A 14,462-nucleotide genomic window follows, 5' to 3' on the forward strand; every position below is an offset into this window, starting at 1 on the left:
TTTTTTACCCCGCATCACAACAAATTGTGAAAGGAGCAGGATCAATGAAAAAATTATTGACGATGAAAGAATTGACCATAACTGAAATTGAAAAAATTCTACAAGAAGCAGAGGGGTTTGCTAATGGAACGAGCTGGAACCCTAAACAGCAGACCATGGTTGCCAATCTATTCTTTGAACCAAGTACACGTACGAAATCAAGCTTTGAAATGGCTGAAAGAAAATTAGGTCTTGAGGTCATTCCTTTTGATGCCGGGACATCATCCGTTTTAAAAGGAGAAACCTTATATGACACAGCAAAAACGTTTGAATCAATCGGTGTCAATGCCTTAATTATCCGCCATGAACAGGATAATTACTTTGATGAACTAAAAGAAAAACTCAACATTCCTATAATCAATGCAGGTGATGGTTGTGGAAATCATCCAACGCAGTCATTGCTGGATTTATTGACGATAAAACAAGAGTTTAATAGTTTTACCGGTCTGAAGATTGCAATAATTGGGGACGTAATGCATAGCCGGGTGGCAAAATCGAATGCAGAAGCCTTAACTCGTCTAGGAGCGAATGTCGTATTTTCAGGTCCGCCTGAATGGTTTGATAGAAACAACAGCTTAGGGAGATATGAAGACATCGATCAAGCCATAGCGACATCGGATGTGGTTATGCTACTTCGAATTCAGCATGAAAGACATAATGAAAAATACAATCAGGCAAATGGGGATTATTTGGAAAGATTCGGTTTAACCAAACAACGTGAAAAAAATATGAAACCGGGTGCGATCATCATGCATCCTGCACCAATAAATCGCGGCGTTGAAATTGACAGTGATTTAGTCGAATGTAGCCGTTCAAGAATTTTTAAACAAATGCAAAATGGTGTGTTTATTAGAATGGCCGTATTAAAAAATGTGCTAGAACAATTTGAGGGAGGAATCATCCATGAAAACTGTCATCAAAAATGGAGTATTGCTAGATAATCAAAATTCATTCAAGAAAGCAGATATTGAAATAGAAGGAAAAATCATCACGAAAATCGGAGAGAACCTGGCAACAGAAAATTGTAAGGTAATAGATGCCAAAGGGTTACTTATTACACCAGGATTTATTGACCTGCATATCCATTTACGCGAGCCAGGCGGCGAGCATAAAGAAACAATAGCAACTGGAACGCTTGCAGCAGCAAGAGGCGGTTTTACCACCGTAGCGGCGATGCCTAATACAAGACCTGTTCCTGATACAATTGAAAATCTTGAAGCACTTAACCGGAAAATTGAAGAAACAGCACATGTTCGTGTACTGCCTTATGCATCCATCACGATTAGAGAGGCTGGCAAAGAATTGACTGACTTTTCTTCTTTAAAACAAACTGGGGCTTTCGCCTTTACAGACGACGGCGTTGGTATCCAAGAAGCCGGAATGATGCTGGCTGCGATGAAACAGGCTGCCGCTCAAGATATGGCTATTGTTGCTCATTGTGAAGATAATAGCTTAATCAATAAAGGCTCTGTACATGAAGGAAGATACTCCAAAGAACAAGGAATCAATGGAATCCCATCTGTATGCGAAGCTGTACATATAGCCAGGGATATCCTGCTTGCGGAAGCAGCGGACTGCCATTATCATGTCTGCCACATTTCTACGAAAGAATCGGTGAGAACTGTAAGAGATGCCAAGCGCGCCGGTATCCGGGTCACAGCAGAAGTTACACCTCATCACTTATTGCTGTGTGAAGATGATATCCCAGGACTTGATCCGAATTATAAAATGAACCCGCCTTTAAGAGGACGAGAAGATCGTGACGCATTGATAGAAGGCCTGCTGGACGGAACAATCGACTTTATTGCTACAGATCATGCTCCGCATACAGCTGAGGAAAAAGCTCAAGGGATGCAGCTAGCTCCTTTTGGAATTGTGGGACTAGAAACGGCCTTCCCGCTGCTTTACACAGAATTAGTCAAAAAGGATGTAATCACCTTAAAGCAATTGGTTGACTTCATGACCATCAAACCATCTGAGAGTTTCTCACTTCCTTATGGACAGCTAGTGGAAGGTGCTACTGCTGATATCGTATTAATCGATTTGGATACGGAAAAAGAAATTAATAAAGAAGAGTTTGCTTCAAAAGGTAAGAATACACCTTTTAATGAAAAGAAATGCTATGGCTGGCCAGTTATGACGATTGCAGAAGGAAAAACAGCTTGGGAAAAAGGACGTGTTCAAGGATGAAAAGACAGCTTATTTTAGAAGATGGAACGGTATTCCTCGGCGAAGCATTCGGAGGGGACGTAGAAAAAATAGGTGAAGTTGTTTTTAACACAGGGATGACAGGATATCAGGAGATTTTATCTGATCCCTCTTATTGCGGCCAAATAGTTACGCTAACTTACCCGCTAATCGGAAACTACGGAATAAACCGAGATGACTTTGAATCTATCAATCCAGCGATATCAGGGTTCGTCGTTAAGGAAACAGCTGATCTTCCTTCCAACTGGCGTAACCAATTATCTCTTGATGAATATTTGAAAAAGAAGAACATACCTGGCATAAGTGGAATTGATACGAGAAAGCTGACAAGAATCATCAGGAAATCAGGTGCACTTAAAGGAGCGCTCTGCAATATCAATAAAGATGCTGAAGAGATTGTGTCCCAGCTAAAAGCAACGGTGATTCCTTCTAATCAAGTGAAGCAGGTTTCTACAAAAGCTGCCTACTCAAGTCCTGGAAGAGGCCCACGAGTCGTTCTTGTTGATTATGGCATGAAGCATGGTATTCTACGCGAATTGACGAAGCGTGGTTGTGATGTTGTGGTTGTACCTTATAACGTTACGGCAGAGGAAGTGCTGCAATATCATCCAGATGGAGTGATGCTTTCAAACGGTCCTGGAGATCCGAAAAGTGTTCAGGAAACGCTTGAAATGATTCGTATAGTGCAGAAAGAAGTACCGCTATTTGGAATTTGCCTGGGTCATCAGTTATTCGCGCTGGCTAACGGTGCAGATACAGCAAAATTGAAATTTGGTCATCGAGGATCAAACCATCCGGTTAAAGACCTTCGTACTGGAAAAGTATCCATCACTTCTCAAAATCATGGATATACAGTCGAGGAGCTTTCTATTGAAAACACTGACCTTGTTGTGACACATACAGCATTAAATGACGATACAATTGAAGGCTTACGCCATAAAAAATATCCGGCTTTCACAGTTCAATATCACCCAGAGGCTTCACCTGGTCCGGAAGACGCCAACTACTTATTCAATGAATTTTTACAAATGATTGAAGCTGCACCTACGAAGGGGGAAAAAACATGCCAAAACGCACAGATATAAAAAGCATCCTAGTAATTGGTTCTGGTCCAATCGTAATCGGCCAGGCTGCTGAGTTCGATTATGCAGGAACTCAAGCATGTATTGCCTTAAAGGAAGAGGGTTACCGAGTAATCCTAATTAACTCAAATCCTGCCACAATCATGACAGATAGTGAAATGGCGGATGCGGTATATATCGAGCCGATCACTCTGGAATTTGTTAGCAAAATCATCCGTAAAGAGCGCCCTGATGCTCTGCTTCCGACTCTAGGAGGACAAACGGGTTTGAATATGGCAGTTGAACTAGCCGATGCAGGGATTTTGGAAGAATGCAATGTGCAGATTCTTGGTACGAAGCTTTCCGCTATCCAACAAGCAGAAGACCGTGATTTGTTCCGAACCCTGATGAACGACCTTGGGGAACCTGTTCCTGACAGCGATATTATTCATAATTTGGATGAGGCTTATACGTTCGTGGAACGAGTCGGCTATCCAGTTATCGTACGCCCAGCCTTTACACTAGGTGGAACAGGCGGCGGGATTTGTGATAACGAAGAGCAGTTAATCGAGATTGTTGAAGGTGGCCTAAAAAGCAGCCCGGTTCATCAATGTCTGCTTGAGAAGAGTATTGCCGGTTTTAAAGAAGTGGAATATGAAGTAATGCGTGACTCCAATGACAATGCGATTGTCGTTTGTAATATGGAAAACTTTGATCCTGTGGGAGTACACACAGGAGACTCTATTGTTGCGGCACCAAGCCAAACGTTAAGTGACAGAGAGTATCAAATGCTTCGAAATACGTCATTGAAGATTATCCGCGCCTTGAAAATTGAAGGCGGATGTAATGTTCAGCTTGCGTTAGATCCTAACAGCTATCAGTATTATGTCATCGAAGTTAACCCAAGGGTTAGCCGTTCGTCAGCACTTGCTTCAAAAGCGACGGGCTATCCGATTGCAAAGCTTGCGGCCAAGATAGCGGTTGGTTTGACGCTAGATGAAATGATGAACCCGGTTACAGGCAAAACATATGCCAGCTTTGAACCTGCGCTTGACTATGTAGTCACGAAAATTCCACGCTGGCCTTTTGATAAGTTCGAAAGCGCCAACCGTAGACTCGGTACACAAATGAAAGCGACTGGAGAAGTCATGGCAATCGGTCGTACATTTGAAGAATCAATTTTAAAAGCTGTGCGCTCCCTTGAAGCAGGACTTTATCATCTCGAGTTGAACGACGAGTTCGAGGATGAAAAAATAGAAAAAAGGATTCGGAAAGCAGGAGATGAGCGGTTATTTTATATCGGTGAGGCACTAAGAAGAGGCAAAACAATCGAAACCATTCACGAATGGAGCCAGATCGATTTATTCTTCCTGCATAAGCTGAAAAAGATTATCGACTTTGAAAAAGAGCTTCGTGAACATTCATTCGATTGTGAAGTCCTGCAGAAGGCTAAGGAACTTTGCTTTTCAGATAAAACGATTGCAGATATATGGGAAGTTGCTGAAAAGAAAATTTATGAGTATCGGAAACAACAAGGAATCGTGCCGGTTTATAAAATGGTCGATACATGCGCAGCGGAATTTGAATCGGAAACACCATATTTTTACGGAACATACGAAGATGAAAATGAATCAATTGTTACAGATAAGAAAAGTGTCATTGTGCTAGGATCGGGTCCAATACGGATTGGACAGGGGGTAGAGTTTGACTACGCGACCGTCCATTCAGTCTGGGCCATCAAAGAGGCAGGCTATGAAGCGATCATCATCAACAACAATCCGGAAACGGTTTCGACGGATTTCAGTATATCTGACAAGCTTTATTTCGAGCCATTAACACTTGAAGATGTGATACATGTTATCGATTTGGAAAAACCAGAAGGTGTTATCGTCCAATTTGGTGGTCAGACTGCCATCAATCTTGCAGATGGTCTTGTTGAAAGAGGAGTGAAGATCCTAGGTACTTCTCTAGAAGACTTGGATCGTGCGGAGAATCGTAATAAATTCGAAAGTGCTCTTAAGGATTTAGGAATTCCGCAACCAAAAGGTAAAACGGCCACATCTGTAAATGAAGCTATCGTCATAGCTGAAGATATCGGCTATCCAGTTTTAGTAAGACCTTCGTATGTTCTCGGAGGAAGAGCAATGGAAATCGTCTATAAACAAGAAGAATTGCTGCATTACATGAAAAATGCGGTGAAAATCAATCCGGATCATCCTGTCCTGATTGACCGTTACTTAACGGGGAAAGAGGTCGAAGTCGACGGGATTTCTGATGGTGAAACGGTCGTTATTCCTGGAATCATGGAGCACATCGAGCGCGCAGGCGTCCACTCCGGTGATTCGATTGCCGTCTACCCTCCGCAAAGCCTAACGGAAAAACAAAAAGAAGTGATCATCGATTACACGACTAGATTGGCAAAAGGCTTGAATATTATCGGTCTCTTGAACATTCAATATGTCATCAGTGATGACGAAGTGTATGTCATTGAAGTAAATCCGCGTTCTAGCCGCACGGTTCCATTCTTAAGTAAGATCACGAATGTGCCGATGGCGAACTTGGCCACGAAGGTCATTTTAGGACACTCTCTTGAAAGCCAGGGCTACCAATCCGGTTTAGTTCCGGAACAAAGCGGAGTCTTTGTAAAAGTTCCGGTCTTCTCCTTTGCAAAATTAAGAGGTGTGGACATTTCACTCGGACCTGAAATGAAATCGACTGGTGAAGTAATGGGGAAAGACAGTACACTTGAAAAGGCTTTATACAAAGGGCTTGTTGCTTCCGGCTTCAAAATTCAAGGTCACGGTTCAGTCTTGTTAACGATATCGGATAAAGATAAGCAAGAAGCACTATTGCTGGCAAGACGTTTTCATAATATTGGCTTCAAGTTGATTGCCACAAGCGGAACCGCCGCCCTGTTGGAGCAATCTGGTATCCCAACTGCGGTTGTTGGTAAGATTGGTGAAGAGGGAAGAAACCTTTTGGATGTTATCCGAAATGGGGACGCACAATTCGTCATCAACACTTTGACGAAAGGGAAGCAGCCGGAACGAGATGGTTTTAGAATACGTCGCGAATCTGTTGAAAATGGAGTGACATGTCTGACATCCCTGGATACAGCAGAAGCCATATTAAGAGTGATTGAATCCATGACCTTTTCGGCAGAAGCCATGGGGAAAACGGAAAAAAGTCGTGAGGTGAGCTATACATGATCAAGAAGGAAACGATGAAGGTGTTGACTCATAAAGAACTGGCTCCATCCATATTTGAACTTACCCTACAAGGTGAATTAGTTTCAGAAATGAAGCAACCGGGCCAGTTTGTACACGTAAAGACAACTGAAGGCAACGAGCCTTTGTTAAGACGCCCGATTTCGATTTCTTCTTATAACAGTAGTGAAAAACAGTTCACGATGATATACCGGGCTGAAGGGAAAGGAACGACACTGTTGTCACAGTGTAAGCAGGCAGAAGGTGTAGATATCCTCGGTCCGCTTGGCAACGGCTTTCCGGTTCATGAAGCAAATAAGGGAGAAACAGCTCTGTTGGTTGGTGGTGGGATTGGTGTCCCACCTCTGTATCAGTTATCGCAGATGTTGGTTGCTAAAGGAGTTAGGGTAATACATGTACTAGGCTTCCAAACGAAGTCTGCCATTTTTTACGAAAAAGAGTTTAGTAAATTAGGTGATACCTATATTGCCACAGTAGATGGATCGTATGGAACAAAAGGATTTGTTACGACAGTGATTGACAAGTTGGATACGGAGTTTGAAACAATCTTTTCCTGCGGGCCAACACCAATGCTAAAAGCATTGGAAGCGGGCTATCGTGAAAAAAAGCTTTACCTGTCTCTTGAAGAAAGGATGGGCTGCGGAATTGGTGCGTGTTTTGCCTGCGTGTGTCATACAGGAGATGATCCGAATGGTTTCAGTTACAAAAAAGTATGCAGTGACGGACCCGTATTCCGGGCAGGAGAGGTGGTATTATGAGCAGACTTTCAGTTGAGTTACCAGGATTACACCTGAAAAATCCGGTCATGCCAGCATCTGGTTGCTTTGGATTTGGTCGTGAATACAGCCAGTTCTTCAACTTGGATGTACTGGGTGCAATTATGATTAAAGCGACAACTCCTGAGCCGCGGTTCGGTAATCCAACCCCGCGTGTTGCGGAAACTTCTTCGGGAATGCTGAACGCGATTGGTTTACAAAATCCAGGTTTGGCTAAAGTCATCAATGAGGAACTGGACTGGCTAAGTGGGTATGATGTTCCTATTATCGCTAACGTTGCGGGATCTCAAATAGCTGATTATGTTAAGGTGGCTAGTAACATCAGTAAGGTGGGAAATGTGAAGGCTCTTGAGTTGAATATTTCTTGTCCAAATGTAAAAGAAGGTGGCATCGCTTTTGGTACGGTTCCGGAAGTTGCCAAAGAGGTAACCAAGGCAGTCAAGGAAGTCTCCTCTGTGCCTGTTTATGTGAAGCTTTCTCCAAATGTCAGCAATATTGTGGAAATGGCCAAAGCGGTCGAAGATGGCGGTGCCGACGGGCTGACAATGATTAATACATTAGTCGGTATGCGTTTGGATTTAAAAACAGGTCGACCGATTCTATCGAACAAAACTGGTGGGTTATCAGGTCCTGCGATTAAACCGGTCGCTCTCCGGATGATATATGAGGTAAGCCAGCAAGTTTCGATTCCAATCATTGGAATGGGAGGAATCGCTTCAGCGGAAGATGTCATTGAGTTTTTCTACGCAGGTGCGAGCGCTGTTGCAGTGGGAACCGCTAACTTCGTGGATCCGTTTGTATGCCCAACGATCATTGAAGAATTACCCAATCTGCTGGATGAGCTAGGATTTGATCATATTTCACAATGTACCGGAAGGAGCTGGAAGCAGAATGAAGCAGTCGCTAATTATCGCGCTTGATTTTCCCAACCTTATACAAACAGAACAATTTTTAAACCAGTTTTCATCTGAAAAACTAGCTGTAAAAGTGGGGATGGAATTATTTTATCAGAATGGACCGTCCATCATTTCTTACGTAAAAGAACAAGGCCACGATGTGTTTTTAGACTTAAAGCTTCATGATATTCCGAACACAGTCAAAAAGGCAATGACAGGTCTGGCAGCATTAGGCGCTGACATGGTAAATGTCCATGCGGCAGGTGGCCGAAATATGATGGAAGCAGCTCTGGAAGGTTTAGATAGTGGAACAGCTGCAGGAAAAAAACGTCCGTTATGTATAGGGGTTACACAGCTGACAAGCACGTCACAGGAACAAATGAATCTTGACCAAAACATTGCCGGCTCTCTAGAGGATTCGGTGCTTCATTATGCAAAGCTTACTCAGCAGGCCGGATTAGACGGCGTTGTTTGTTCGTCGCATGAAGTAAAGACAATTCATGAACGTATTAGCCCGGAATTTTTAACGGTCACACCTGGTATCCGTAATGCAGGTGGCCAAACACACGATCAAGAAAGAATTGCCACGCCTGAACAGGCAAGAAATTTTGGAGCTGATGCCATCGTTGTAGGTAGAGCGATAACTGGGGCGAAAGATCCATTAACAGCATACTTAGATATGAAAGCAGCCTGGGAGGGAATATCATGTTAAACCAAACTATAGCCGAACACCTATTAGAAATTAAAGCAGTGTACCTACAGCCGAATGAACCATTCACATGGGCATCTGGAATTAAATCCCCTATTTACTGCGATAACCGCTTAACCCTTTCTTACCCTGAGGTTCGAAAGGAAATAGCAGAAGGATTGAAAGTATTAATTGAACAGCATTTCCCTGAGGCTGAATTGATTGCCGGTACTGCAACGGCAGGCATTCCGCATGCGGCTTGGGTGAGTGAAAAATTAGATGCACCAATGTGCTATGTTCGCTCCAAAGCGAAGGAGCACGGTAAGGGCAATCAAATCGAAGGTCGCGCTGTTCCAGGGCAAAAAGTTGTGGTTGTGGAAGATTTGATTTCAACCGGTGGAAGTGTAATTACGGCTGTAAACGCGCTTAAAGAAGCAGGCTGTGATGTCCTTGGGGTCGTTTCTATCTTTTCTTACCAACTGGAAAAGGGAAAAGAAAAGTTCCTTGCTGAAGGCATTACGAACTATTCATTAAGTGACTATTCGACCTTAATCAAAGTCGCTAACGAAAAAGGCTACATCACAGAAGGCGAACTGGAAAAGTTGAAAAAATGGCGGGAAAACCCAGAAGATACCGCGTGGATTTTAGCATAAAAAAGTGTGTCCCAATCTTGTAGATTGGGACACACTTATATTTTTGTATTTAAATCAATCCTTTACAGCTTCTGCTTCTTTTAAGCGAATAACTGTATCTGCATCTGGTGTAATATATACGGTTTGCTGCTGTTCATAGATGACAAAGCCGGGCTTCGAGCCATTCGGCTTCTTTACATGGCGAACTTGTGTAAAGTCTACGGGCACCGAACTCGATTGCTTTGCTTTACTGAAGAAGGCTGCTAAAACTGCTGCTTCTTTTATGGTTTCTTCACTCGGTGATTCATTCCTAATCACAACATGTGACCCAGGGATGTCTTTTGTATGAAGCCAAATTTCATCGCGACGTGCAAATTTATTCGTTAAATAATCATTTTGTTTATTGTTTTTCCCGACAAAAATGAGATCTCCATCTGTGGAATAATATGTTTCAAGTTGTGGTTTTGCATTGGCAGGCTTTTTCATGCCTTTTTTCTTTTTTTGACGAATATATCCTTCTTCCTGAAGTTCCTCGCGTATTTCCTCAATATCTTTAGGTGAAGCCGATTGGAGTTGCTGATGCAACGCTTCAAAGTAGGCTAATTCCAATTTTGCTTTCTCGATTTGCTCTTGTACGACACCGACTGCATTTTTGGACTTTTGGTATCTAGAGAAGTACTTTTGCGCATTATCAGATGGGTTTTTTAATGGGTCAAGAGGGATTATGACCATACTTTGTTCATCATCATAATAATTGACCACTTCAATTTCCTTCATGCCTTTTTTCATTTGATATAAGTTAGCTGTCAGCAGTTCACCGAACAATTGGTATTGTTCTCCGCGTTCCGTTTCCTTTAATGTTCGTTCGAGTTTGCCGATTTTTTTTGAGTTCTTTTCAATTTCATTCGCAATGAAACGGTCTACATCCTGACTCTTTTGCTTTACCCGATCTCGCTCTGCCTTTCCAAAGTAATACCGATCAAGCATCTCGCTTAATGAAGAAAATGTTCTGTGTTTTCCAGTCAGGTGCTCTAGCGAAAGCATATAAAACACTTCTTTGTTGCCGTCTTGTTTTATAGTTGCGGAATATTTTTGTTCCGATATTTCCTTGATAAGACTTGAAAAGGCCGATGGAAGAGTGGTACTGTTGGCCAACCCTGCCCGATAAACGGCCTCCTTTGCAACTAACGGAGAAACTCCAGAAAATTGGGCAACAAGTTGACGATCGAGTTTTCCCGCATTAAAGTCGATATTTTTCCTTATATCATCCTCAGTAGCATCAAAGGGGTTATGCTTTTCTTGTGCAGGGGGCACTTTGTATTCCTGCCCAGGTAATATCGCCCGATAGCTGTTCACAGCGTAAGAGACATGCTTAATGCTGTCTAATATCATATTCCGTTCTTTATCAACTAAAACAATATTACTGTGACGACCCATGATTTCCACGATTAACTGCTTTTGCGAGACATCACCAAGCTCGTTACGACCCTTCACCTCAAAAATAATCATCCGATCTAGTTCATATTGATAAATATCTTCAATCGTATAGCCTTCGAGATGCTTTCGAAGCAGCATACAGAACATTGGCGGCTCTTTTGGATTTTCATAACTTTCTTCTGTCAACTGTACTCTTGAATAGCTTGGATGGGCTGATAATAAGAGTTTATGGTTCTTACCTCCAGCGCGAACAACCAGGATAACTTCATTTTTATAAGGCTGATGAACTTTATTGATGCGTCCACCTTTTAGTATAGAAGCGATTTCTTCCGTCATCGCTTTCGTAAATAATCCATCAAATGACATTCTATTTTTACTTCCTTTACATAAGATTTTCTATGACTCCATTGATTTTAATTGATGTTAGTTACAGAGAGTTTTTCGTCCTATAATTAACTCGCAAAAGTGACATTTGCAAGTTTAGAAAAACTCGATGAAGCGAGCTTTAAAATGTTCAGGTAAATTGAATTGATCAATTCTTATATGTACCTAGTTTAAACTAGCCAAAGTTTACCTTTTAAGGTGGCCTATTTTTATACGCAGTTGTTCGTTCAATTTTGGATAAGGTTCGTTCATCTTTCGCATTTCTGTTTAATTATAGCATTTTTTTGGACGAGTCTGAATAATCATGGAAGAAGAGCAGATTGTTTTATGTATTTAGTATGCGGACAGGTGTTGGATGAGCAGAGCTAGAGCGCCTGTTTGGTTGTATACAGGGGCCTATTTCATTCTATTCAAAGGGATGTGTGATACTTGATGGAGTTCAAGGAAATGAATAAGCAAGAAATGGAGAGAGCGCTTCAAACAAACGTTACACACGGTTTGGACGATGATGAAGTAAAGGACAGGCTGCATAAGCATGGTTTTAACGAATTAAAAGAAGGAGAAAAACAGTCAGCTATCCTTTTATTTTTCGCACAATTTAAAGATTTTATGGTCATTGTTTTACTTGCGGCGACCTTGGTCTCCGGTATTCTGGGTGAGTATATCGATGCGATTGCCATCATGGCGATTGTTTTTTTGAATGGAGTGCTAGGCTTTTTTCAAGAACGAAAGGCCGAAAAATCTTTGGATGCCCTGAAGGAAATGTCAGCGCCACAAGTTCATGTTCTTAGGAATGGTCACTGGCTGAAGATTCCATCTAGAGAAGTCGTAGTGGGGGATATCTTGAAATTTTCGAGCGGGGATAGAATTGGCGCCGATTTACGGATTGTTGATAATTCAAGCCTTGAGATTGAAGAGTCGGCACTTACCGGTGAGTCGCTCCCGGCTGTTAAATGTTCTGATCCGATAATTAATGAGTTAGAAGGTATTGGTGATCAGGAAAATATGGCTTTTATGGGAACCATGGTTACAAGAGGGAATGGAGTCGGTATTGTTGTCGCTACAGGCATGAATACTGCGATGGGGAAGATTGCCGACTTGCTTCAGACAGCTGAAACAAAAGAAACACCTTTACAGCGCCGTTTAGAGCAGCTTGGTAAAATTTTAATCGTCACGGCGTTGATATTAACGGTGATCGTCGTACTGACTGGAGTCATTCAAGGACATGATCTCTATACAATGTTTTTAGCAGGCGTTTCTTTAGCAGTTGCGGCGATTCCGGAAGGATTGCCAGCAATTGTGACTGTAGCCTTGTCGTTAGGCGTTCAGCGTATGATCAAGCAAAAAGCGATCGTACGTAAGCTTCCAGCGGTCGAAACGCTTGGTTGCGCAACAGTGATTTGCTCAGATAAAACAGGTACACTGACGCAAAACAAAATGACGGTGACTAAAATTTGGAGTGGAGGTAAAACCTGGGATGTCAGTGGGACTGGATATAATCCGATTGGGGAGTTTTCATTAGGTGGAGTTTCCGTTGCTCCGAAAAACCACAAAGCTTTGCTTCAAATGATGACATTTGGACTGCTCTGTAACAAAGCTGAACTAAACGAGAAAGGAAAACAATATGTCCTTGATGGAGATCCGACAGAAGGGGCGATGTTGGTTGCCGCAATGAAGGCAGGTTTGACAAGGGAATACTTATCTAATCGGTTCACGATAGTGAAGGAGTTTCCATTTGACTCGGGCCGGAAAATGATGAGCGTTATAGTGAAGGATGATAAAGAGAATCATTTCGTCATCGTAAAAGGGGCCCCTGATGTATTGCTCGCCCAGTGCGACACGATTCTATGGGAAGGGAAGTCGGGCCCGCTGAATCGGGAAAGTAAGGAAAGAGTTCAACAAGACATGAGCGAGTTAGCTTCACAGGCACTGCGGATGATTGCCGTTGGTTATAAGCCCCTTTCGAAAGGAACAATTCTGCTCCATGAAACAGAAGCTGAGCGCAATTTGACCTTCATGGGACTGCAGGGCATGATTGACCCTCCGCGTCCAGAGGTGAAGCAGGCGGTTAAAGAGTGCCGTGATGCGGGAATCAAAACCGTCATGATCACTGGTGACCATGTAATAACCGCAAAGGCGATAGCTAAAGAACTTGGTATTTTAAAAGGGAAAGACCTCGTACTAGAAGGCAGACAATTATCAGATATGGAAGTAGGAGAGCTTGAGGAAATAGTAGAAAATGTTTCGGTGTTTGCTCGCGTTTCCCCGGAACATAAGCTAAAAATCGTAAAGGCATTGCAAAATAAAGGACATGTAGTAGCGATGACAGGTGATGGAGTCAATGATGCACCAGCAATAAAATCAGCGGATATTGGTATATCTATGGGAATCACCGGGACAGATGTTGCCAAAGAGGCTTCCTCCTTGATATTGGTTGATGATAATTTTGCAACAATAAAATCAGCCATTAAAGAAGGCAGAAATATCTATGAAAATATCCGAAAGTTTATTCGTTATTTGCTAGCATCCAATGTTGGAGAGATTTTGGTTATGTTTTTTGCGATGCTATGCGGCTTGCCTTTACCATTAATCCCGATCCAAATTCTATTCGTGAACCTCGTTACGGACGGTCTTCCTGCGATGGCTTTGGGGCTTGATGCGCCAGAAGACGATGTGATGAAGAGAAATCCTAGAAATGCAAATGAAGGTGTATTCGGCAGAGGACTTGGATGGAAAATTATCTCTCGTGGTTTTCTAATTGGAATTTCAACACTGATAGCGTTTTACGTGGTATATCGAGCGAACCCTGATAATCTGACTTATGCACAAACGATCGCATTTGCTACCCTTGTTCTTGCTCAACTAATCCACGTTTTCGATTGTAGAAGTGAACGATCAATCTTTTCGAGAAATCCATTTGGTAATCTATATTTAGTGGGAGCTGTGCTGTCTTCCCTTTTGTTAATGCTCGCCGTCATGTATGTTCAGCCCTTGCAAGCGATATTCCATACCGTTCCGATTTCGGGGAGGGATTGGCTTTTAGTATTAGGAATGTCGTCCATCCCAACTTTTTTACTAGCAGGAACTTTTTTAGCAAGAAAAGCACAATGAAAT

At 42.4% G+C, this 14,462-nt stretch carries 10 protein-coding genes; 9 read left to right on the forward strand and 1 reads right to left on the reverse strand.

What is annotated here, in order from left to right; translation table 11 throughout:
• Nucleotides 1–44 precede the first annotated feature (44 nt).
• From AKG34_RS06090 to pyrE, 8 genes are read left to right on the forward strand one after another with little or no spacing between them, the layout of a single operon-like run.
• Nucleotides 45–980: an aspartate carbamoyltransferase catalytic subunit gene (locus tag AKG34_RS06090; protein ID WP_053345260.1), complete on the forward strand. Its 936-nt coding sequence runs from the start codon at nt 45–47 to the stop codon at nt 978–980.
• Complete coding sequence (locus tag AKG34_RS06095; protein ID WP_053345261.1) at nt 943–2,229, forward strand: dihydroorotase; 1,287 nt, start codon at nt 943–945, stop codon at nt 2,227–2,229. Before AKG34_RS06090 ends, AKG34_RS06095 begins: the two co-directional genes overlap by 38 nt.
• Entirely contained in the window at nt 2,226–3,332 is a 1,107-nt protein-coding gene (locus AKG34_RS06100; RefSeq protein ID WP_053345262.1) for a carbamoyl phosphate synthase small subunit, read from the forward strand. The genes AKG34_RS06095 and AKG34_RS06100 overlap by 4 nt, the downstream gene beginning before the upstream one ends.
• Nucleotides 3,311–6,517: a carbamoyl-phosphate synthase large subunit gene (gene carB, locus AKG34_RS06105; protein ID WP_053345263.1), complete on the forward strand. Its 3,207-nt coding sequence runs from the start codon at nt 3,311–3,313 to the stop codon at nt 6,515–6,517. The genes AKG34_RS06100 and carB overlap by 22 nt, the downstream gene beginning before the upstream one ends.
• A complete protein-coding gene (locus AKG34_RS06110) occupies nt 6,514–7,293 on the forward strand; it encodes a dihydroorotate dehydrogenase electron transfer subunit (RefSeq protein ID WP_053345264.1) in 780 nt (259 codons plus the stop codon). The genes carB and AKG34_RS06110 overlap by 4 nt, the downstream gene beginning before the upstream one ends.
• On the forward strand, nt 7,290–8,231 hold the full coding sequence (locus AKG34_RS06115) for a dihydroorotate dehydrogenase (RefSeq protein ID WP_053345265.1): 942 nt from the start codon (nt 7,290–7,292) through the stop codon (nt 8,229–8,231). The genes AKG34_RS06110 and AKG34_RS06115 overlap by 4 nt, the downstream gene beginning before the upstream one ends.
• Nucleotides 8,203–8,919 carry an orotidine-5'-phosphate decarboxylase gene (gene pyrF, locus AKG34_RS06120; protein ID WP_053345266.1) on the forward strand — a complete coding sequence of 239 codons (717 nt, stop codon included), beginning with the start codon at nt 8,203–8,205 and terminating at the stop codon, nt 8,917–8,919. The genes AKG34_RS06115 and pyrF overlap by 29 nt, the downstream gene beginning before the upstream one ends.
• Complete coding sequence (gene pyrE / locus AKG34_RS06125) at nt 8,913–9,548, forward strand: orotate phosphoribosyltransferase (RefSeq protein ID WP_053345267.1); 636 nt, start codon at nt 8,913–8,915, stop codon at nt 9,546–9,548. The genes pyrF and pyrE overlap by 7 nt, the downstream gene beginning before the upstream one ends.
• 54 nt (nt 9,549–9,602) lie before the next feature.
• Here the strand turns inward: pyrE and AKG34_RS06130 are convergent, their stop codons facing one another.
• The gene (locus AKG34_RS06130) at nt 9,603–11,330 is read right to left on the reverse strand and encodes an Rqc2 family fibronectin-binding protein (protein ID WP_053345268.1); all 1,728 of its coding nucleotides are present in this window, start codon (nt 11,328–11,330) and stop codon (nt 9,603–9,605) included.
• A gap of 450 nt (nt 11,331–11,780) precedes the next feature.
• Here AKG34_RS06130 and AKG34_RS06135 point away from each other — a divergent pair, with 450 nt between their 5' ends.
• Entirely contained in the window at nt 11,781–14,459 is a 2,679-nt protein-coding gene (locus AKG34_RS06135) for a calcium-translocating P-type ATPase, SERCA-type (RefSeq protein WP_053348011.1), read from the forward strand.
• Nucleotides 14,460–14,462 lie beyond the last annotated feature (3 nt).

This window comes from Peribacillus butanolivorans (assembly GCF_001273755.1).
Classification (GTDB): Bacteria; Bacillota; Bacilli; order Bacillales; family DSM-1321; genus Peribacillus; species Peribacillus butanolivorans.